Raw genomic sequence first — 20,744 nt, 5'->3', positions numbered from 1 at the left:
AACAGTTACTCCTTCGCGCGGGCGAGCGCCGCGTCGATGATCTGGTCGATGGCCCCGAGGTACGGCTCGTCCGGCGCCGAGTCCGGCGCGACCGAGTGCTGTTCGGCGTCGATGCCGGGCCGGGCGGCAGCCAGGTTGGCGGTCATCCAGGCGGTCTCCACGTGCAGCCCGGCCAGCAGTTCGGCGGTCTGCGACCCGGCCACGACGGTGCGCCGGGCGAGGGTGCGCAGGGTGGCCCACTCGACGTGCCAGCCGCCGTCCGGCCGTTCGTCGACCGCGGTCGCCGCGCCGGTGTGCACGGTCGCGGCCAGCGGTGGCGCGGCCAGGGCGGCCCGGCGGACGAGGATCGACAGGACCGGGTTCTGCTTGTTCGGCATCGCGGACGAGCCGCCGCGCCCGTCCACCGCGCTCTCGGTGAGCTCGTGGGTCTCCGGGCGGGCCGCCACCAGCACGTCGTTGGCGATCCGGCCCCAGGCGTCGGTGCAGGTGACCAGCGCGTCGGCGGCGCCGGTCAGCGGCGCCCGGGCGGTGTGCCAGGGGGTGCGGGCCGGCAGCTCCAGGGCGGCCGCGGTGATGTCGACCAGGTCGCGGACTGCTTCCGGCGAGCCGGCCAGGGCGACCGGCGCGGCCAGGCTGCCGGCCGCGCCGCCGATCTGCACCGGCAGGCGCGCGGCCGCGGCGGCGAGGGCATCCCGGGCGTCGAGCACGCCGGTCAGCCAGGTCGCGGCCTTGAGGCCGAACGTGATCGGTACGGCGTGCTGCGTCAACGTCCGCCCGGCCATCAGCGTCGCCCGGTGCTCGTCGGCCAGCCGGGCCAGCGTGCCGACCTGCCCGCCGAGGTCGTCGCGGATCCGCGCGAACACGTCCTGCAGGCACAGGACGAGCCCGGTGTCGAGCACGTCCTGGCTGGTCAGGCCCTTGTGCAGGACCGCGGCCGCGGCCGGGTTGCGCTCGGCGAGCCGCGACCGCAGCAGCTTCAGCAGCGGGATCACCGGGTTGCCGCCGCCCTCGGCCGCGACCGCCAGGCCGGGCGCGTCCGCCGGGCCGATCAGCCCGCCCAGGTCGTCGCGGGCCTCCGGACCGGCCACCCCGTGCAGGACCAGGGCGTCCAGCCAGGCGGCCTCCACCCGCACCATCGCCGCGAGGACGGCCGCGTCGGTGAACAGGTCACCGGCCCGGTCGTCCCCCGGCCACAAGAGATCGCTCACGCCGTACCCCGCCCGGTTTTGATCATGCCCACGCGTCGCGCAAGCGGGGGTAGGTGAGAAAGACCGTTTCGGCCTCGCCCTGAAGCCGGACGTCGAAGACGAGACCGTGCGGCTCGCGGCGCGCGATGAGCGTGCCGCGGCGGTCCGGCGCCAGCGCGGAGAGGACCGTGTCGTTCGCGAGAAGGTCCTGGTCGTCGGGGAGGTAGGCGCGGGTGAAGAGCCGGTCGAGCAGACCGCGGGCGAAGACGGTGACCGCGAAGAACGGCGCCCGGCCCGGCTCGGTGGGGCCCGGTTCGAGGGTGGCGAACTGGTAATGGCCGTCCGGGTCGGTGGCGGCCCGTCCCCAGCCGGTGAAGGTCCAGCCGTCGCGGCGCAGCGAGCCGGGCTCACGGAGGATGTGGCCCTGCGGGTCGGCCTGCCAGATCTCCAGGACCGCGTCCGGGACCGGGTTGCCGTTGCCGTCGGAGACCCGGCCGTGCAACCGCACCGCCTTCGGGTGTGTGGGCGGGACCAGCTCGTTCATCCGGTCGTACTCGAGACCGAGGTGGAAGAAGGGGCCGACGGTCTGGCCCGGAACCGCGCTCATGAAGGGTCCTCGATGTCGGATTCGAGCGGAGTGCGGTGGGTGCCGGTGAGCACGATGTCCCAGCGGTATCCGGTGCTCCACTCAGGGGTGGTCACGTCGTGGTCGTACTGGGCGATCAGCAGCTCCCGCGCCTTCGGGTCGGTGATCGACTGGTAGATCGGGTCCAGCGGGAAGAGCGGGTCGCCCGGGAAGTACATCTGGGTGACCAGGCGCTGGGTGAAGTCGCTGCCGAAGATCGAGAAGTGGATGTGCGCCGGCCGCCAGGCGTTCAGGTGGTTGCGCCACGGGTACGGCCCCGGCTTGATGGTCTGGAACCGGTACGTCCCGTCCGGGCCGGTCAGCATCCGCCCGACGCCGGTGAAGTTCGGGTCGTGCGGGGCCGGGTGCTGGTCGCGCTGATGCCGGTACCGGCCCGCCGCGTTCGCCTGCCACACCTCGACCAGCTGGTTGGCGACCGGGCGGCCGTCACCGTCCAGAACCCGGCCGGTCACCACCATCCGCTCGCCCAGCGGGGTGCCGGCGTGCTGGATCGTCAGGTCGGCCTCGTCGTCGGCGACGTCGCGGTGACCGAACGCCGGCGCCCACAGCTCGACCGACTCCGGGTCGATCAGATGCAGCGGCTGCTTCGGGTGCCGCAGGACGCTGCTGCGGTACGGCGCGTAGTCGATCCGCGGCTGCGGGCCGGCCGGCTGCTGCGCCGCTGCCTCGATCTCCCGGTTGATGTCAGCTTGTGACAGCTCCATGTTCACGCTCCGGACGCTAGGCGGTCATGGGGACTCCGGCGATACTCTTCTTCCACTCAGCGGAAGGAGGGGCAAGTGGGCGCCAGCGTCACGTCCCGCGCGCTCGCCCTCCTGGGCGCCTTCGACGGGGAGCACCGCAGCCTCTCCCTCACCGACCTCGCCCGCCGTGCCGACCTGCCCCTGGCGACCGCCCATCGCCTGGTGGGCGAGCTGCAGCGGTGGGGCGCGCTGGCCCGCGAGCCGAGCGGCGACTACGTGATCGGGCGCCGGATCTGGCAGCTCGGGCTGCTCGCCCCGGTGCAGAGCGGGCTGCGCCAGGCGGCGTCACCATTTTTGCACGATTTGTACGGGACAACCCTGTCGACGGTGCACCTCGCCGTCCGCGACGGGCTGGAGGTGCTCTACATCGAGCGGCTGGCCGGGCACGTGTCGGTGCCGGTGGTCAGCCGGGTCGGCTCCCGGCTGCCGATGCACGCCACCGGGGTGGGGAAAGTGCTGCTGGCGTACGCGCCGGACGAGGTGCGGGTGGAGGTTCTGAAATCGCTCACCCGGATCACCGCGTACACGGTCACCCAGCCGGCCCGCCTGCTGGAACAGCTGCGCCGGGTGCGCGCCGAGGGGTACGCGACCACCGGCGAGGAGATGAGCCTGGGCGCCTGCTCGGTGGCCGTGCCGGTGCGCCGGGGCGACGCCGTGGTGGCCGCCCTGGGCATGGTGGTGCCCGATCTGCGGCGCCAGTTGCCACGCCTGGTGTCCGCGTTGCAGGTGGCGGCCAACGGGATCGGGCGAACGCTCACCGCTTCCACTGAGTGGAATTCGGGTCTTGCCGCGGTGCGTCCGGCTGCCGAAGGCTGAGGGCATGCGTACCCAGGTCGCCATCATCGGCGCCGGCCCGGCCGGCCTGCTTCTTTCCCACCTCCTCGCCCAGGGCGGGGTCGAGTCGGTGGTCCTCGAGACCCGCTCGGAGGAGTACGTCGCGGCCCGGATCCGCGCCGGCATCCTGGAGCACTCCAGCGTCGAACTGCTGGAGTCGGTGGGGCTCGGCGACCGGATCCGCGCGGAGGGCGACCACCACCGGGGCATCTATCTGCAGTGGCCGGGCGAGCGGCACCACCTGGACTTCGTGAACCTGGCCGGCCGCAGTGTCTGGGTCTACGGCCAGACCGAGGTGCAGAAGGATCTGATCGCGGCCCGCCACGCGGACGGTCAGGAGATCCACTACGAGGTCTCGGACGTCTCGCTGCACTCCCTGGAAGATCGTCCGTTCGTGACGTTCACCGACAAGGCGGGCGTGTCCCAGCGACTGGACTGCGTCGTGATCGCGGGCTGTGACGGCTCGTTCGGGCCGTCGCGCAACGCCGTCCCGGCCGCGGAGAAGTACGAGAAGGTCTACCCCTACTCCTGGTTCGGCATCCTCGCCGACGTCGCGCCCTCCACCGACGAGCTGATCTACGCCTGGCACCCGAACGGTTTCGCCCTGCACTCGATGCGCTCGGCCACGGTGAGCCGCCTCTACCTGCAGGTGCCGAACGGCACCGACCCGCAGTCCTGGTCCGACGACCGGATCTGGGAGGAGCTGGCCACCCGGCTGGGCCACGGGCAGAACGGCTGGAAACTCACCCCCGGCCCGATCACCGACAAGAGCGTGCTGCCGATGCGCAGTTACGTGCAGACCCCGATGCGGCACGGCAACCTCTACCTCGCCGGCGACGCCGCGCACATCGTCCCGCCGACCGGCGCCAAGGGCCTGAACCTGGCGATCGCCGACGTGGCGCTGCTCAGCAAGGCCCTGATCGCGTCCCTGGTCGAGAAGAACGAGACCCTCGCCGACCGGTACTCCGACGACGCCCAGCGCCGGGTCTGGCGGTGCACCCACTTCTCCTGGTGGATGACGACCATGCTGCACACCTCGGGCGACCCGTTCGACGCCCAGCTGCAGCTCTCCCAGCTGCGGTGGGTGGCCACCAGCGAGGCCGGCGCGACCGGACTGGCGGAGAACTACGCCGGTCTGCCGATCGGCTACTAGGCCGGAGGGGTGCCCGACGGCGGCACCGCCGCCGTCCCCTCGGGCGGGTTGGTCGCCTCGATGGTGGGCGGCGGCGGCGCGTGGTCGACCGCCTCCCGGTAGGTGCCCATCGGCAGCGTGGACGGGCTGGCGCCGGGCGGCACCTGCCCGTTCGGCGCGGCCGGCTCCCGGGCCAGCAGGCCCTTGCCGAGCGCGGCCAGGGTGGCCAGCGCGGCGACGTTGAACGCGGAGCCCCAGTCGAAGGTGGTGACGTCGAAGACCCCGGCGACCATCGCCCCGGCCAGCGTGCTGAGGAACGTCTTGGCCAGCCGGATCAGCAGGTCCGGCCAGAACGCCAGATGCGTGAACTTGCCGAGGTACTGCACACCGGTGAGCAGCAGCGAAGCGAGGAAGGCGCTGATCGCCAGGGTCGCCGCCTGCTTCCACGGCAGCTGCCCGACCGCGCCGACACCACCGGCCAGCAGGGTCGCCACGAACACCTGCCCCGCCGACCAGCCGGCCCGCTCCAGGAAGTCCAGGACGACGGCCCGCCACTTCGGAACTGTCTCCACCATGGGTATAGACACTGCTCGCTTCGAAGATCACCGATAATCGTCCGAACGGCCGAGCAGGCCGCGGATCGCTTCCCCGATCGCCGGATCCACCGGAAAGCGCCGGCACAACCACTCGAACGTGGCGCGGGCAGCCGCCAGGTTCGCGGTGTAACCGGGCACCATCGCGGCCAGCGGCAGCACCTCCGCCGGGTACGCCCGCTCCACCCGCCGGGCCGGGTCGAAGGGATCCCGGTACGGCGTCTCGCCCTCACTACGGCGCAGCAGGGCGATCACCCCGTCGACGGCGCGGTTCTGGATGAACCTCGCGGCGGCCAGGTGCTCGCCGCGCAACTCCAGGTGCAGGCCCGAGTAGAGACAGGTGAGCGCGTCGTTCAGGTGGTAGTCGACGGTGTCGTACGGGTCGCGGGGCACCGGCGCCTCGCTCTGCGCGAGCCCGGCCGGGGCGTCGTCACGCCGCCACACCACCCGCGCGCCGGAGAACGGCACCCGCGGCAGCTCCGCCGGAGTGAGCACCAGATATTCCGCGTAGATGCCGTCCTGATAGAGAGCCTTCCGGCCGGAACGGGCATGGGCGAAGCTGTAGACCACCGGGCAGGGCGCCTCCAGCCAGTCCAGCCGGTCCACGTACCGCCACTTCGCGCCCTCGGCGACGATCAGGAAGAAGTCGAGGTCGGAATGGTCGTCGAGGCGGGCGCGCTGGGCGCCCGCCGAACCGAGGCCGAGGACCGCGACGGTGTCGTCACGGGTGGCCAGATGGGCGGCGAGCTCGTCGATCCGCTGCAGGATTCGGTGCATCGTCCCCTCCGGGATATCGGTGGATCCCTAAGGAGCATCACCGATCCGCCGCGCGTACCCAAGACCCTAGGTTGATCGATATGGGCTGGCTGAATGATCTTCTGGGCGGGTTGCCACCGGCACTCGTGTACCTCGTCGTCGCCGTCCTGGTCACCGCCGAGACGGCCCTGATCGCCGGGCTGGTGCTGCCGGCCGCGACCGCGCTGGTGGCGATGGGACTGCTGGCCAACGCCGGCGTCGTCCCGCTCGTCCCGGCCCTGGCGGTGGCGGTCTTCTCCGCCCTGCTCGGCGGCAACCTGGCCTATCTCTCCGGCTCCCGCCGCGCGGTCGCGGTCACGAACTCACGCTGGCAACGCGCCGAGCGGCTCTTCGCGCGGCACGGCGGGCGGGCGATCTTTCTCGGTCAGTGGGTGGTCGGTGCGCGGACCCTCATGCCACGGTTGGCGGCTCGTTCGGGCGTACCCCGCGGTCGCTTCCTTGCCTGGCACACGCCGGCGGCGATGCTGTGGTCTCTGTGGATGGTAGGCGCAAGCTACCTGGCGGGCGCCTCCTACGACATCCTTGCCGCCCGCGCCGGGCGTGCCGCCGGCGCGCTGGCGGCGCTGACACTGATCCTTCTCGGCCTCATCCTGGCCGGCCGATGGTTCGGTCAACACCCCGATCCGGTACGCGCATTCGCCCGTTCCCTGTCCTGGCCGGCGAACCCGTGGCCGCCCCGGCTGTGGCATCCGGTTGCGGCGGCCGGGCTGAGCCTCGGGCTGCTCACCAGCCTCGCGGTGCTGCTGGTCGCGGCGATCCCGGCGGTCGTCCGCTTCAGCGGCCTCGCCGCGACGGACCAGGCGGTGGCGGAGTGGGCCCGATCCCAGTGGACGTCGGACGGGTATCTGTTCGCCCTGGAAACCGCCACCACGCTGGTGCCCGAGGTCCTGATCGCCCTCGCGGTCGCGGTCTCCCTGATCCGCTGGTGGTGGCCCCGCACGTCCCTCTTCCTCCGCTCCCCTGCCGGCCTCACCTCGCCCTCGCTTCGGTCCGCTGCAGGCTTGGCCGGGCTCGGTGCGCGGGGCGGATGGGCCGGGCTGCGGCGCGGTGGCGGGTCCGGGTTGCTGGAGGCGCTCGGGCCGGTGCTGCCCGCGGCGATCCTGGCGGCCGTGCTGGCCATGGCTGTCCCGCCCGGCTGGCAGGCTGCCGAGACGCTGGTCTTCCCAACGCCCGCCGAGTTCGACGGGAACGTGCCGCTCGACGCGGCGGCGCTCGCCCTGGCCACCATGTCGGCCGGACAGACCGCGCAGGTCGCCGCCGCGGCCGGGCTGCTCGCCTGGCTGGTGGCGCGAGGTCTGCCCTGGTCGTGGCAGGTCGCGGTCTGGACGCTGGCGGCGGTGGGCACGGTGTTGTGCGCGGGGTCATGGGTCTATCTCGGCTGGAGCCGGATGAGCGAGACGGTGGCCGCGCTGGTGCTCGGTGCGGCCTGGGCAGCGGTCAACGCCGCAGTCTGGTCCGGCCGGGCCGGCCGTCCCCGCCCGGTCCCACCGCCCGCCGACGATTCCCCGGAGCCGGCCCAGCTGGCGCTGACCGCCGCGACCCCCTGACAACCGGCTGACGCCCAGCGCTGCCTCCGCCGCCGCGAGGCAACGCTGGCGGTCAGCCGAGCCTGCGGGCTGACGCCCACCGCTGCCTCCACGGCCGGGAGGCAACACTGGCGGTCAGCCGAGCCCTGCGGGCTGACGCCCACCGCTGCCTCCGCCGCCGGGAGACAACGCTGGCGGTCAGCCGAGCCTGCGGGCTGACGCCCACCGCTGCCTCCGCCGCCGCGAGGCAACACTGGCGGTCAGCCGAGCCCTGCGGGCTGACGCCCAACGCTGCCTGCGCCGCCGGGACGCAACACTGGCGGTCAGCCGAGCCTGCGGGCTGACGCCCGGCGCTGCCTGCGCGGCCGGGAGGCAACGCTGGCGGTCAGCTGGGGTTGGTGGGTGTTGGTGGGAGGGTGGGCAGGAGGGTTCGGCTGCGGCCGGGGCGCGGGTAGGCCTCGGCGGCTGCGGCGAGGCGGGCGGCGTGGTCGCGCTGCTTCTGCCAGTGGCCGTAGAGGGCGCCGCGCCGGGAGAGGCGGTCGACCTCGCGGATGGTGTCCGGGTCCACGTCGCCGGGTGGGGCGTCCCGCCACGGGGTGCCGGGAAGCGGCATGAACGTGTGGGCGTGAATGCGGGCGCCGAGGTCGGCCAGTTCACGGGCCAGGCCGAGGGACGCGTCCACGTCGGTCCGGTCCTCGCCGGGCATTCCGAAGATCATGTCCACGTTGATCCGGAAGCCTTCTTCGACGCCGAGGCGGACGGCACGGCGTACCTCTTCGGTGTCGTGCCCTCGCTTGGCCGCGCCCAGCACCCGGTCCGATCCGGATTGCGCGCCCACGATGATGTTGTTGTTGTTGCAGTACTTCTTGACCAGCCGCAACGCCTCGCGGCTGACGTGCTCGGGCCGGATCTCGCTGGGGAAGGACCCGAAGAACACCCGCCCGTTCGGCCCGATCCCCTCCCGGCAGGAGGCCAGCAGTTCCTCGACGGCGGCCAGGTTCGGCTCCTCGGTCTGGGTGCCCCAGGACAGCGCGGTCGGCGTGATGAACCGGACGTCACGCAGGCCACGCGCGCGCATCTGGTCGACGTGCCAGCGCACGTTCTCCAGGCTGCGGTGCCGGAACCGGGCGGAGAACATGAACGGCGTCTGACAGAACCGGCAGGCGTAGATGCAGCCGCGGGTGATCTCCAGGGCGTTGAACTTGTCCCATTTCAGGGCGAAGCCCGGGAACTCGTCGAGGGGTAGCTGCCTCGCCTTGCCGGTCTTCTTCACCTCGCCGGCCAAACGGTAGGCGAGGCCGGTGATGCCGGCCGGGTCGCCTTTCGCGTCGACCAGGCTGAGCAGGGTGGACTCGCCCTCGCCGATCGCTGCCATGTCCCAGCCCGCGTCGAGCGTCTGCACCGGCTCGGCGGTCGCGTGCACGCCGCCGGCCAGGTGGGTGACGTTCGGGCCGTCGGCGAGCGCGCGGATCTGCTGGAGCTCCTCGGCGAGCGCGGCCGCGTCCGGCGAGTAGAACGACCAGAGCACCAGCACCCGGGTGTCGCCCGCCTCCCGGATGTGCCGGGCGGTCTCCTCGACGTTCTCCCCGAACCGGACCTCGTACCGGGTGGCGGTCTCGTGCTCGCCGAGCGCGCCCAGGAGGACGTGGAAGCCGTACGTCACCGCCTTGCGATAGCGCAGCACCAGGACCAGGTCAGGACCGTTCATGCGGTGATTCTGGCAGCTTCTGGATGAGGATCCGACTGCCCGGCCGCTCGCAGGGCCGGGCAGTCCAACCGTCACAGCTCGTCAGTGCCGGTGACCGAGGGCGAGCCGGAAGGTTCCCTCGCCCACGCCGGTGAGCGTTCGGGTGTATTGCCGCAGGTAGGTGTCGAGGAACGGCGACCGATCGCCCTGAGTCGGGACGTCGAACCGCGGGTTCTGCAGCGCGAGGCTCAGCCGCGCGCGGGTGATCTCGATCGTGTTGCCGCTCGGGGTGTCGCGCCAGCTTCCGCTGTTGATCGTCCCGATCTGAACGCCCAGCTGGTGACCCACCTCAAGCGTCCAGTCGGTGGATTTCAGGTCGAACGCGACGCGGCCCGCACGTTCGATCAGCGCTACGTTCTCGTCGAACATCACCGCGGTCCCGTCCGGAGCGACGTCCCACAGCCGCACCATGACGTTGCCCGTCGCGCTCGCGTTCATCGTGATCCGCGGCGTGGCGGTGATCCGCAGCCGGGACTCGACCGGCGTGGACCAGGTGAAATAGCTGTGCGCGTCGGCGGCAGCGCGGCTCTTGGCGGCGGGCGGGGCGGGATCCGTGTAGTGCTCCATGTCCCACTCCTGACCGGCGGGTGCGGCCAGCGTCGCGGCGATGCCGTCGTCGACGTACTCTCCGTCGGCCAGGGCGGGCCTGGCGTACGAGGTCGGCGCCGGCCAGGTCGGCTGCGCGCGCCACGCCCCGGTGTTGTCCTCGATGGCGTAAGCCGGGTCGTGCACCGCCGGCCGGATGCCCTTCAGGTAGCGGTCGTAGAAGCGTATGACCTCGTCGAAGAACCCGGCCCGGCCCATGAGCAGCTGACCCTGATCGTTCGTCTCGTTGCCGCGGACGTGCTCCCACTGCCCCAGCCAGCCCCGCTCGACGCCGCGGTGGTTGTCGAGGTACTCCTCCATGTCCTCGGGCTTGGTGTTGTTCTCGATGAAGCCCTGCGTGACGAAGAGCGGGGTGTTCGTGCCCCTCGCCTGGGCCGCGAGGTCCCGGGCGCGCCAGTAGGGCGAGTCGTTGTCAGGGTTGTTGTTGTTCGTGAGGTTGTCGGCGAGACATTCGGGGTGGTTCTGCTCGTACGCCGCGTTGGCCTGGTAGCGGTCGGTGTCGTCGGGCAGCGGCGCCAGCGTGGCGATGCCGTTGTAGGCGTTCGGCGTGCCGGTCACATTGGGCCGGGGAACCTTGTTGCTGAACAGGTAGTTGTACATGTCCCACACCGGCTCCTGGGCCACGACGGCCTTGAGCGCTCGGTGGCGCAGGTTGTTACCGACGAGGCCGGTGACGGCGTCGTACGACTTGCCGTACATGCCCACCTTGCCGGTGGACCACGGCTGAGTCGCCGCCCACTGGATCGCGGCCTTCACGTCGGCCTGCTCGCCCGGGCCCGCCCAGTCGAGGCAGCCGGTGCTCCCACCGAAGCCGCGCAGGTCGACCATGACGTAGGTGTAGCCGCGGGCGAACAGGTCCGTGCCGCTCGTGAAGTCCGCGAACCGGCTGGACGGGCCGGTCTGCGGCCACCCCTCCGGCCCGGTCTGGCCCGCGTGGCTGAAGTACGGGCCGACGGCGAGGATCACCGGTGTCTTGGCGCGCGACGGCAGGTTCGCCGGCCGGAGGACGTCGGCATGGAGTTCGACGCCGCTGTTGTCGGCGGACGGGAAGTACGCCTCCGTCCAGACCGCGCCCTCCGGTACGCGGGGATTCTCCTCGTGGGTGACGCCCGTCGGGGCGGGCGCCGGCAACGGAGCGGCGGCGGCTGCCGTGCCACCCACCGCAAGGGTCGCAACCGTGATCAGCGCGCCGGCGGCGGCCATGGTCCGTGCACGTACGCTCATCTGACCTCCCAGAGATAGATCAGCTCCTATACAAGCCTTGACGCTAGCGTGTTGTCGTCCTTTTGGAGGGAGATGACGTGTGTCGATCGCACCGGCTAGTCTCTGGCCGCGAGCCCTTTCGTAGCGAATCGGAGGACACCGGTGTCCGAGTCGAGCAGCGCCATTTCGAAGCTGGACAGCGGGGTGCCGCACTCCGCGCGTCTCTGGAACTACTGGCTGGGCGGCAAGGACAACTTCGCCGTCGACCGGGCGGTCGCCGATCAGATCCTGGAGATGGTCCCCGAGATGGTCGAGTCGGCCCGTGCCGACCGCGCCTACCTGGGCCGGGTCATTCGATATCTGGCCGGTGAGGTGGGTATCCGGCAGTTCCTCGACGTCGGGACCGGCATCCCGACCGCGAACAACACGCACGAGGTCGCTCAGGCGGTCGCTCCGAGCAGCCGGGTCGTCTACGTGGACAACGACCCCCTGGTGCTGGTCCACGCCCGCGCCCTGTTGACCAGCCACCCGGAGGGCCGGACCGACTACCTCGAAGCCGATCTGCGCCAGCCGGAAGTGATCATCGAGGGTGCGCGCAGCACCCTCGACTTCGACCAGCCGATCGCGCTGACCATGCTGGGCATTCTGAACTTCGTTCCCGACGATGGCGAGGCCGCCGGTCTGGTCGCCCGGCTCGTCGGCGCGCTTCCCGCCGGCAGCTATGTGGCGATCTCGCATCCGACCACGGAGATCAACGGGGCGACCATGGTGGAGGCGCTGCGGCTGTGGAACGAGGGTCCGGCGGCCAAGATGGTGCTTCGCAGCGCCGAGCAGGTTCAGCACCTGTTCGGCGACCTCGAGCTCGTTGCGCCCGGCGTCGTCAGCTGCTCGCGCTGGCGGCCCGACACCGGCAACGAGGACGCGCAGCCGGTTCCGCACTACGGCGGTGTCGCCCGCAAAGCGTGAACCTGACCAGGACAACAGACCGGAGGGCGGCTCGACGTGGGTGAGGTCTCGATCCGACTCCTCCAGGGGGAGCCGGACGCCGGCACGCTGCGCAGGCTGTACGACGCGGTGATCGCGCCGAGCTTTCCGCCCGCTGAGCGGGAACCCTTCGAGAAGCTGAAACAACGGCTCTCCGCTGACGAACTGCTCGGGGCGGTGGCGACGACGCCGGACGGGGAGCCGGTGGGTGCGCTCTTTCTGGAGTGGTTCGCCGACGTCCGGGCTGCGCTTCTCTGCTATTTCGCCGTTCGGCCTGATCTGCGCGGCCAGGGCATCGGCCGCCGGCTCGTCGCGGTCGCGGGGGCGCACTGGCGGGCGGCGCTCGAGCCCCACGTGGTCTTCGCCGAAGCCGGGGACCCCGGTGCCGCGCGAGACGGCGGTTCCGAGTACGGCGATGACGATGCGCGGCTGCGGCTCTACGCGGGGTTCGGCGGACGACGCCTGCCGATCCCCTACCTGATGCCTGAGCTGATGCCGGGAGCGGGACGCCTGCCCGACCTGTTGCTTCTCGTGATCGAGGCCGACGAAGCCGTGAGCCCGGCACCGGACCGGATCCGGAGCACGCTCGTCGAGGACTTCCTGGTGCGCTACTTCGCCCGGGTGGAGGGCCGCGCGGTGTCCGAGAACGACGACCAGCTACAAGAACTGCTGGCAGCATGCCGCCGGACCGCTTACCTGCCGCTGCTGGGCCTCTCCGGGGTCGATCAGCGCGCCGGGGTAACCAGGCCGGACTCGTAGGCGGCGATCACCAGCTGGGCGCGGTCGCGGGCGGCGAGCTTGTGCAGCAGGCGTCCGATGTGGGTCTTCACGGTGCCAACGCCCAGGTGCAGGTGCTCCGCGATCTCGGTGTTGGAGAGGCCACCGGCGATCAGGGTCAGCACCTCGCGTTCCCGCTCCGTGATCGTTTCGAGGCCGCGCGGCGTACCGGACCGGGGTTTGCCCTGTTTGGTGAAGGCGTCGATGAGCCGGCGGGTGACGCGGGGCGCGAGCAGCGCCTCGCCGGCGGCGACCAGCCGGATGCCGTTGAGCAGCTCGGCCGCTGTGGCGTCCTTGACCAGGAAGCCGCTGGCGCCGGCCTGGAGTGCGGCATAGACGTATTCGTCGAGGTCGAAGGTGGTCAGGATCAGCACGCGTACGGCGGACGTCTCCGCACAGATCTGCCGGGTCGCCTCGATCCCGTCCATCTCGGGCATCCGGACGTCCATGAGCACCACGTCCGGCCGCAGCTCCCGGGCCAGCCGGACGGCCTCGGCGCCGTTGCCCGCCTCGCCGACCGGGGTGAGGCCGGGTGACGCGTCGAGCAGCGCCCGGAAACTCTCCCGCATCAGGGGGTGATCGTCGGCGAGAAGGACGCTGATGCCGGTCACGCGGTCTCCTCCGCTGCGGTGTACGGAATGGCGGCCACGACCCGGAACCCGCCTTCCGGGCGGGTGTCGGTGGCGAGGCTGCCGCCGTACATGGTCACACGCTCCCGCATGCCGATCAGGCCCTGACCCGCACGCCGTTTCCGGGCCGGCTGCCGGCCGCGGCCGTCGTCGGTCACCTCGATGTGCACTTCGCCGTCGCCGGCCCGGACCAGCACCCGGCAATGGCTCGCGTCCGCGTGTTTGATGACGTTGGTGAGCGACTCCTGGACGATGCGGTAGACGGTGAGGCCGACCGCCGTCGGCAGTTCCCCGGCGCCGCTGAGCTCGAGGTCGATACGCAGCCCGGCGGAGCGCAGCCGTTCGACGAGGTCGGGCAGGTCGGCGGCGCCCGGTGAGGGGGCGAGTTCGGCGGCCGGGTCGTCGTCCTCGCGCAGCACGTCGAGCAGCCGCCGGATCTCGGTGAGCGCGGACCGGCTGGTCTTCTCGATCGTCAGCAGGGCCGCCCGGGTCTCGGCCGGTTTCTCCTCGGCGATGTGGTTGGCCACGGTCGCTTTCACCGCGATCAGGCTGAGGCTGTGCCCGACGATGTCGTGCAGTTCGCGGGCGATCCGCAGCCGTTCGTCGGCGACCGCGTCGCGGGCCAGCCGGCGGGCGGAGTCGGCCTGCAGGGCGCGCCGCCACCGGATCAGGCGGCCGGTGGTCCAGGCGACGGCCAGGATCACGACGACCACACCGAGTTCCACCTGCCACCACAGTGGCGCCTCGCTCTCCGGCGCCGTGGCAGGGCTGACTCCGGTGCGCAGGTACAGCCAGGGAATGGTGATGCCCGGCGCGGCCAGACCGCCGGCCAGGATCAGAACTGACGCGATCCGGCCGGCCACAGCGGCCGCTGAGTAGAGCGCGAGCACGACCGGGACCCAGGTCAGGACAATCACTCCGAAGCCGACGACGCCGGTGGCGGTGGCGATCGCGGCGGCCGCGGCCACGACGGCGAACACCGGCAGCGGCCACCAGCGGCGGGCCACCAGCGGCAACGCGATCGCCGCGCCGGCCAGCCACGCCACGGCAGCGGGACCGGTGTACGCCGGACCCGGCGGGTCGAGCGTCGCAGTGGCGATCAGATAGGTCAGCAGGGCGGCGGTGGCCCCGTCGATCAGCGTGCCGCGTGCCGGTTTCACGCGCTCAAGCTATCCGGCGGACCGGGACGGCGCGTCTGACCCAGGTCATACCTCCATTTCCGACTCCGGGCAGACTCGCCGGCCCCACCCCCGCTGACACGCTTCTCGGCATGATCGAGCTACGGGAGCTGACCAAACGGTACGGGGCCACGACGGCCGTCGACCGGTTGTCCTTCGAGGTCCGGCCGGGCGTGGTGACCGGTTTCCTGGGGCCCAACGGGGCCGGCAAGTCCACCACGATGCGCATGGTGCTCGGCCTGCACCGGCCCACCTCCGGCGAGGCCCTGATCGGCGGCCGCCGGTACGCCGGGATCCGCCGCCCGCTGCACGAGGTCGGCGCGGTCCTCGACGCCGACGCCGCCCACCCCGGCCGCAGCGCGTTCACCCATCTCGCCTGCCTGGCCCGCAGCAACGGCATCGGCAGGGCGCGGGTGACCGCGGTGCTGGAGCAGGTCGGCCTGGCCGCGGTGGCGCACAAACGGGTCGGCGGGTTCTCCCTCGGCATGCGCCAGCGCCTGGGCATCGCCGGCGCCCTGCTCGGCGACCCGGCGGTGGTGCTGCTCGACGAGCCGGTCAACGGCCTGGACGCGGCCGGCATCCGGTGGATCCGCTCGACGCTGCGCTCGCTGGCCGCGGAGGGCCGTACCGTGCTGCTCTCCAGCCACCTGATGAACGAGATGGCAGTCACCGTCGACCGGGTGCTAATCATCGGCAAGGGCCGGCTGCTCGAGGACACCTCGGTGGCGGAGATGCGCGAGCGGTTCGAGCGCGACGTGCTCGTCCGCACGCCCCGCACCGCTGAGCTGGCCGGGGTCCTGACGCGGCTCGGCGCCACGGTGACCCGCACCGACGATGGCGATCTGGTCGCCGTCGGGGTGGACGCGCCGGCCATCGGCGACGCCGCCGCAGCGGCATCGATTCCCGTCCACGGGCTGACGCCGCGCAGCGCCACGCTCGAGGACGTCTATCTGGAAATGACCGACGAGGCTTTGGAGTACCGATGACGACGTCGATGCGCGACGCTGTGGCCGCCGAGTGGATGAAGGTACGCACCCTCCGGTCGACCTGGGCCTTTCTCGCCGGCGGGGTGGCCGCGACCGCGCTGGGCGCGCTGATCCTGTTCTTCCTTGTCCAGTCGTACGACGCGGCCACCCCGGCGGACCGCGCGAACTACGAGACGGCCGACCCGACCGTGGTGACCATGCCGTTCGTGATGTTCTTCGTCGGAGCGATCGGCGCGATGCTGATCACCAGCGAGTACACCACCCGGTCGATCGGTCCGAGCCTGCTGGCCGTACCCCAGCGGCGTCTGCTGATCGGCGCCAAGGCGACGGTGGCCGGCCTGGTCGGCCTCGGCTGCGGCGCCCTGTTCGCACTGCTCGCCTTCGCCGACGCGAGGCTGCTGCTCGGCGACCGGCCGGCACCGATCAACCCGTGGCCGCAGTGGACCGACGCCGTCCCGACCGTCCTGTGCGCAACCCTGATCGTGACGGTGACCTGCCTGGTGGCGATGGGTCTGGGCGCGCTCCTGCGGTCCACCGCGGCCGCGCTGACCACGCTCGGCGCGCTCGTGCTGGTGGCGCCGATCTTCGCCCACTTCCTGCCGACGGTGTGGCAACTGCGGCTCGCCTCGGTCCTGCTGCCCAACCTGACGCCGCAACTGGCCGGCGGCAACCATCCCTACCTGCTCTCACAGGGCGGCGCGGCGGCGGTGACGGCCGGATATGTGCTTCTCGCCCTCATCGCCGGCGCGATCAGCTTCAGCCGCCGCGACGCCTGACCCACTCACCCGAGGAGAAGAACGATGTCCTTCGCTTCCTTCGCCGGCCTCATCCTGTGGTTCGCCAGAGGCCGGTCGCCGGCCCCCCAGCGATAGTCGTCAGTCGATAGGATCCCTGTCTCATCGATCAAGATCAAGGGGGACGAGATGAGACGCTTCCTCGCGGTGGCCGGCCTCGTACTCGCATCCACGCTGGTCGCCAGCCCGGCGCAGGCGTACAGCAACCTGTCCTACCGGGCGGCCGTCGTGGACACCGACGACTGCTGGCGGGCCTCCGGTGTGCTCACGGTGGTGCGCGAGAGCAACGGCTGCCGGCTCGCCGACTCGGCCGACGGCACGCTCTTCCGCTTCGATGCCGGGGGCATCGCCATCAAGGTGGAGATCCGCGACGGCAGCGGCCTGGTCGGCAAGGCGGAGTTCCATCCGTACGGCGAGAAGTTCTGGTTCTACGACACGCGCAACGACGGCGACACCGTCTACTACGAGCTGTGCACCGGGTACCGGGACGTCTGCTACGGCACCTACCAGGCTCCGGGCACCAACAATGCCATCGATTACGGCACCAGGGAGTTCTCCTTCGCCGAGGGCACCCGGATCTCGGTCAGCGTCTACTACGACCACACGCGGACCAAACTGATCGGCAGTTTCGGGTACGGCGCCGCCTGACCCGTACGGCCGGCGTGCACCCCGCACGCCGGCTGCGGCGGTCAGGCCGAGCCGACGAGAGCCCGGTAGTCGGATTCCCGCAGCGGATCACTGGACAGCGTCAGGTCGCCGCGCGGCACCCGCAGCTGCTGACCGTCGCGCACGAACGTGACCGCGGCGACGTCGGCGCGCGAGGTGAGGGTGCAGACGATCTGGCCGTACGCAAGCATCTCGTCGGTCCGGGCGGTGCCCTCCTCGGCCTCGGCCACCTCGACCGCGACCGTCCCCCCGCCGCTCGGCAGGCCCACCCGGAGCGCGGCAGCGCTCAGCGCCGTCGACAACCCGACGGCCTGCTCGGCCGCGGTGGGCCCGGCGATCAGCTGGTCGAGTTGCTCCTGCGGATCGGGCATCTCCGCGAACCGTCGCACGGTCGGCACCAGGCGGTTGTCGCGAATCAGGTACATCACCTGCGCCACGTCGCCGACCACGCCCGACGCCGGGGCTGACGAGGTGCCGTTGAGCGGGCGCCGGGGCAGGTCGACCGAATGCGGCTTGTCCTGCGCCGGAACGCCGCAGCCCGCGAGGAGCAGCACAGCGGCGCAGGTGGCGGCGAGACCACGGATGGACACCAGGCGAGGCTACTCCTCCTCGGCGAACACGACCTCGCGTCGCCGGCGGATCACCGGCAGCGCGGCGATGATCAGCGCCACCGCGGTCAAAATCAGCAGGGTCGCCGAGATCGGCCGGGTGAAGAAGATCAGCGGGTCGCCGCGCGAGATGATCAGCGCCCGCCGCAGGTTCTCCTCCAGCAGGGGGCCGAGCACGAAGCCGAGCAGCAGCGGCGCCGGCTCGCAGCCACACTTGATCAGGACGTAGCCGAGAATGCCGAAGAAGGCGATCGCGTAGACGTCGAACGCGTTGAAGCCCAGCGAATAGGTGCCGATCACGGCGAACAGCACGATCATCGGGAACAGCACCTGGTAGGGGATCCGCAACATGCGCACCCAGATGCCGATCAAGGGCAGATTCAACAGTACGAGGAGCACGTTCCCGATCCACATGGACGCGATCAGGCCCCACACCAGCGCCGGCTCATCGGTGATCACGTTCGGGCCGGGGGTGATGCCGTGCACGATGAACGCCCCGACCATCAGCGCCATCACCGGGTGCGCGGGCAGACCGAGCGTCAGCAGCGGGATGAACGACGTCTGCGCGGCCGCGTTGTTCGCCGACTCGGGGCCGGCCACACCCTCGATCGCGCCATGCCCGAACTCGTCCCGGCGCTTCGAGATCCGCTTCTCGACCGCGTACGAGGTGAACGAGGCCAGCACGTGCCCGCCGCCGGGCAGCACACCCAGCGCGGCGCCGAGCCCGGTGCCACGCGCGATCGGGCCGGCCATCCGGCGCCGGTCCTCCCGGGTCGGCCAGAGGCTCGTCACCGTGCCGAGCAGGGCCGGGCGGTCCCGCTCGTTCTCCAGGTTGCGCAGGATCTCGGCGATGCCGAACATGCCGACGGCCACCGACACGAAGTCGATGCCGCCGTACAGTTCGCGCTGGCCGAGCACGAACCTCGGCGTACCGGTGTAGATGTCCTGCCCGACCGTGCCCAGCAGGATGCCGAGCGCGATCATGGCCAGCGCCTTGAGCGCGGAGCCGCGCGCCAGCGCGATCGAGACGATCAGACCGAACAGTACGAGCGCGAAGTAGTCCGCCGGACCGAACTTCAGGGCGACGTTCGCCAGCGGTGGCGCGGCGACGGCCAGCACAACAGTGGCAACCGTGCCGGCGATGAACGAGCCGATCGCGGCCGCGGCCAGCGCCGGGCCGGCCCTCCCCTGCCGGGCCATCTCGTGCCCGTCGAGCGCGGTGACCGCGGCCGACGACTCGCCGGGCAGGTTGATCAGAATGGCCGTCGTCGAACCGCCGTACTGCGCGCCGTAGTAGATGCCGGCCAGCATGATCAGTGCGGTGACCGGCTCGAAGTTGAACGTGATCGGCAGCAGCATCGCCACCGTCGCGGTCGGGCCGATGCCGGGCAGCACGCCGACCGCGGTGCCGAGCAGCACCCCGACGAAGCAGTACAGAACGTTCTGGACCAGGAAGGCCGTCGAGAAACCCAGGACCAGGTTGTCGAGAAGATCCATCACCAGCCCCACAACGGGAGCCGCAGCTGGAGCCCGACGACGAAGATCAGCGTGGCGGCCACGGTCAGTCCGGCCGCCACCGCCACCGCGGTGAGCGGCCGCACGCGCTTACTGGCCAGCGCGGTGAGCAGCGCGGTCACGAACGACGTCGGCACGAACCCGAGGCGCCGCACGAAGAACCCGAAGAACACGACCGCAACCACGATCAGTACGACCGCACGCCACGGAACCTTCTCGAAAGGGATCTCCTCACCGGCGACCAGCCCCTTGACCACGATCGCCAGGCCCAGGACGGTCACGATCACGCCGACCAGCAGCGGGAAGTAGCCGGGGCCCATCCGCAGCGGGGTCCCCCGGTCGTAACCGAGAGCCCCCACCACGAACACGCCACCGATCAGGACGAAGATTCCCCCGGCGAGCACGTCCGGGAGGGATCGCCGCTGCTGCACCTACGAAGCCTTGACGCCGGCGTCGGAGATGACCTTCGCCCAGGTCGTCAGCTGTTCCTCGAGGTGCGCCCGGTGCGCCTGCGGGGTCGCGTCCCCGGCGGCGACCGGGGCGGTGCCGAGTTTGGCCATCTGGTCGATGACCGCCTGATCGGCGAGGGCCGTCGTCAGCGCGCCGGAGAGCTTCTGCACTATCGCGTCCGGGGTGCCGGCCGGGACGTACAGGCCGTGCCACACGCTGACCGCCAGCTGCGGCATCCCGGCCTCGGCCGTGGTGGGCAGGTCCGGCAGGCTCTTCACCCGTTCCGGGGTGGTCACCGCGTACGCCTTCACCTTGCCCGCGGAGATCTGCCCGGTGGTGTTGGTGGTCTGGTCGCACATGAAGTCGACCTGCCCGCCGACCAGGTCGGTCAGCGCCGGGCCGGTCCCCTGGTACGGAACCTCCTGCAGCTTGACGCCGGCGGCCGCCTGGAACAGCAGGCCGCACAGGTGCGACGCGGCGCCGATGCCGGCGTTGGCGAGGGTGACCTTGTCCGAGTTCGCCTTCACGTACGCCGTCAGCTCGGCCAGCGACGTCGGCGGGAAGTCCTTGCGGGCGACGACGGTCATCGGCACCTCGGTGACCAGGCCGACGGTCGCGAAGTCGTCGAGCGGCTGGTAGCCCAGATCCTTGTACAGGGCGGGCGCGGTCGACATGCCGATGTGGTGCATGAGCACGGTGTAACCATCCGGCTCGGCCTGCGCGACCTGGCCCGCGGCCACCGTGCCGCCGGCGCCCTCGACGTTCTGCACGACGATCTTCCCGCCGAGCGCCTTGGCCATCGGGTCGGCGATCATCCGGGTGACGGTGTCGGTCGGGCCGCCGGCGCTGAACGGCACGACGAAGGTGATGTTCTGCTCCGGGTATCCCGCGGCGTCACCGCCCTCAGCGCCACCACCGCCGTCCCCGTCGCCGGAACAGGCGGCGATGAGAGAGACGGCGACGGCGAGCGCGGCGATCATCCGCGGCCTGCTGCTCGTACGCATGTCCTGACCTCCGTGTCGGTGGTCGTGCTTTCCCGGTCTTGCGATACATCGACGACCGTATTTGACCGTGAGGTAGATCACTAGAGCGCCCACAGCTCTGTCGCCGAACTGCGATCACTC

Annotated in this window: 21 protein-coding genes; 8 read left to right on the top strand and 13 right to left on the bottom strand. The window is 71.3% G+C overall.

From position 1 onward, the window contains the following. Positions 1–5: 5 nt before the first annotated feature. The 3 genes from OHA21_RS01910 to pcaH are packed head-to-tail and all read right to left on the bottom strand — an operon-like array spanning position 6 to position 2,537. The gene (locus OHA21_RS01910; RefSeq protein WP_328469465.1) at positions 6–1,208 is read right to left on the bottom strand and encodes a lyase family protein; all 1,203 of its coding nucleotides are present in this window, start codon (positions 1,206–1,208) and stop codon (positions 6–8) included. Positions 1,209–1,230: 22 nt separating this feature from the next. Then, positions 1,231–1,794 (bottom strand): protocatechuate 3,4-dioxygenase subunit alpha, encoded by a 564-nt coding sequence (gene pcaG, locus OHA21_RS01905; protein WP_328469463.1) that lies wholly within the window; start codon positions 1,792–1,794, stop codon positions 1,231–1,233. After that, complete coding sequence (pcaH, locus tag OHA21_RS01900; RefSeq protein WP_328478254.1) at positions 1,791–2,537, bottom strand: protocatechuate 3,4-dioxygenase subunit beta; 747 nt, start codon at positions 2,535–2,537, stop codon at positions 1,791–1,793. Before pcaH ends, pcaG begins: the two co-directional genes overlap by 4 nt. 75 nt (positions 2,538–2,612) lie before the next feature. Between pcaH and OHA21_RS01895 the strand changes: the two genes are divergently transcribed. Both OHA21_RS01895 and OHA21_RS01890 read left to right on the top strand, forming a co-directional pair. Further along, the gene (locus OHA21_RS01895; protein ID WP_328469461.1) at positions 2,613–3,392 is read left to right on the top strand and encodes an IclR family transcriptional regulator; all 780 of its coding nucleotides are present in this window, start codon (positions 2,613–2,615) and stop codon (positions 3,390–3,392) included. Between the two features lie 4 nt (positions 3,393–3,396). Continuing rightward, the gene (locus OHA21_RS01890; RefSeq protein WP_328469459.1) at positions 3,397–4,563 is read left to right on the top strand and encodes a 4-hydroxybenzoate 3-monooxygenase; all 1,167 of its coding nucleotides are present in this window, start codon (positions 3,397–3,399) and stop codon (positions 4,561–4,563) included. Here OHA21_RS01890 and OHA21_RS01885 read toward each other — a convergent pair. After that, a complete protein-coding gene (locus OHA21_RS01885; RefSeq protein WP_328469456.1) occupies positions 4,560–5,117 on the bottom strand; it encodes a hypothetical protein in 558 nt (185 codons plus the stop codon). The genes OHA21_RS01890 and OHA21_RS01885 overlap by 4 nt on opposite strands. A gap of 27 nt (positions 5,118–5,144) precedes the next feature. Continuing rightward, positions 5,145–5,912 (bottom strand): hypothetical protein, encoded by a 768-nt coding sequence (locus OHA21_RS01880; protein ID WP_328469454.1) that lies wholly within the window; start codon positions 5,910–5,912, stop codon positions 5,145–5,147. 80 nt (positions 5,913–5,992) lie between these two features. Here OHA21_RS01880 and OHA21_RS01875 point away from each other — a divergent pair, with 80 nt between their 5' ends. After that, the gene (locus tag OHA21_RS01875; protein ID WP_328469452.1) at positions 5,993–7,498 is read left to right on the top strand and encodes a DedA family protein; all 1,506 of its coding nucleotides are present in this window, start codon (positions 5,993–5,995) and stop codon (positions 7,496–7,498) included. Between the two features lie 364 nt (positions 7,499–7,862). Here the strand turns inward: OHA21_RS01875 and OHA21_RS01870 are convergent, their stop codons facing one another. Beyond that, the gene (locus OHA21_RS01870) at positions 7,863–9,185 is read right to left on the bottom strand and encodes a TIGR04013 family B12-binding domain/radical SAM domain-containing protein (RefSeq protein ID WP_328469450.1); all 1,323 of its coding nucleotides are present in this window, start codon (positions 9,183–9,185) and stop codon (positions 7,863–7,865) included. A gap of 81 nt (positions 9,186–9,266) precedes the next feature. Then, positions 9,267–11,054: a CocE/NonD family hydrolase gene (locus OHA21_RS01865; protein WP_328469448.1), complete on the bottom strand. Its 1,788-nt coding sequence runs from the start codon at positions 11,052–11,054 to the stop codon at positions 9,267–9,269. A 141-nt stretch (positions 11,055–11,195) separates the two neighbouring features. On the opposite strand from OHA21_RS01865, the gene OHA21_RS01860 reads away from it, so the two are divergent. Beyond that, positions 11,196–11,999, top strand: a complete 804-nt coding sequence (locus OHA21_RS01860; RefSeq protein WP_328469446.1) for an SAM-dependent methyltransferase — start codon at positions 11,196–11,198, stop codon at positions 11,997–11,999. A 36-nt stretch (positions 12,000–12,035) separates the two neighbouring features. Further along, positions 12,036–12,776, top strand: coding sequence for a GNAT family N-acetyltransferase (locus tag OHA21_RS01855; RefSeq protein ID WP_328469444.1), 741 nt, complete (start codon positions 12,036–12,038; stop codon positions 12,774–12,776). On the opposite strand, the gene OHA21_RS01850 is transcribed toward OHA21_RS01855, so the two are convergent. Further along, entirely contained in the window at positions 12,743–13,405 is a 663-nt protein-coding gene (locus OHA21_RS01850) for a response regulator transcription factor (RefSeq protein ID WP_328469442.1), read from the bottom strand. The two genes, OHA21_RS01855 and OHA21_RS01850, sit on opposite strands and share 34 nt — an antisense overlap. Beyond that, the gene (locus OHA21_RS01845) at positions 13,402–14,583 is read right to left on the bottom strand and encodes a sensor histidine kinase (protein ID WP_328469440.1); all 1,182 of its coding nucleotides are present in this window, start codon (positions 14,581–14,583) and stop codon (positions 13,402–13,404) included. Before OHA21_RS01845 ends, OHA21_RS01850 begins: the two co-directional genes overlap by 4 nt. 110 nt (positions 14,584–14,693) lie before the next feature. Between OHA21_RS01845 and OHA21_RS01840 the strand changes: the two genes are divergently transcribed. The 3 genes from OHA21_RS01840 to OHA21_RS01830 all read left to right on the top strand — a co-directional run bounded on the left by OHA21_RS01840 (position 14,694) and on the right by OHA21_RS01830 (position 17,029). After that, positions 14,694–15,587 (top strand): ABC transporter ATP-binding protein, encoded by an 894-nt coding sequence (locus OHA21_RS01840; protein ID WP_328469438.1) that lies wholly within the window; start codon positions 14,694–14,696, stop codon positions 15,585–15,587. Further along, positions 15,584–16,363 (top strand): ABC transporter permease, encoded by a 780-nt coding sequence (locus tag OHA21_RS01835; RefSeq protein ID WP_328469436.1) that lies wholly within the window; start codon positions 15,584–15,586, stop codon positions 16,361–16,363. The genes OHA21_RS01840 and OHA21_RS01835 overlap by 4 nt, the downstream gene beginning before the upstream one ends. Positions 16,364–16,510: 147 nt before the next feature. Further along, positions 16,511–17,029 (top strand): hypothetical protein, encoded by a 519-nt coding sequence (locus tag OHA21_RS01830; protein WP_328469434.1) that lies wholly within the window; start codon positions 16,511–16,513, stop codon positions 17,027–17,029. 41 nt (positions 17,030–17,070) lie between these two features. Here OHA21_RS01830 and OHA21_RS01825 read toward each other — a convergent pair whose 3' ends face one another. From OHA21_RS01825 to OHA21_RS01810, 4 genes are read right to left on the bottom strand one after another with little or no spacing between them, the layout of a single operon-like run. Further along, positions 17,071–17,637, bottom strand: a complete 567-nt coding sequence (locus tag OHA21_RS01825; protein WP_328469432.1) for a GerMN domain-containing protein — start codon at positions 17,635–17,637, stop codon at positions 17,071–17,073. A 9-nt stretch (positions 17,638–17,646) separates the two neighbouring features. Continuing rightward, positions 17,647–19,152 carry a tripartite tricarboxylate transporter permease gene (locus OHA21_RS01820; RefSeq protein WP_328469430.1) on the bottom strand — a complete coding sequence of 502 codons (1,506 nt, stop codon included), beginning with the start codon at positions 19,150–19,152 and terminating at the stop codon, positions 17,647–17,649. After that, positions 19,152–19,601, bottom strand: coding sequence for a tripartite tricarboxylate transporter TctB family protein (locus OHA21_RS01815; RefSeq protein WP_328469428.1), 450 nt, complete (start codon positions 19,599–19,601; stop codon positions 19,152–19,154). The genes OHA21_RS01820 and OHA21_RS01815 overlap by 1 nt, the downstream gene beginning before the upstream one ends. Further along, positions 19,602–20,624 carry a tripartite tricarboxylate transporter substrate-binding protein gene (locus tag OHA21_RS01810; protein WP_328469426.1) on the bottom strand — a complete coding sequence of 341 codons (1,023 nt, stop codon included), beginning with the start codon at positions 20,622–20,624 and terminating at the stop codon, positions 19,602–19,604. Positions 20,625–20,744 lie beyond the last annotated feature (120 nt).

This window comes from Actinoplanes sp. NBC_00393 (assembly GCF_036053395.1).
GTDB lineage: Bacteria > Actinomycetota > Actinomycetes > Mycobacteriales > Micromonosporaceae > Actinoplanes.
This window is presented reverse-complemented; position numbering and strand designations above follow the sequence as displayed.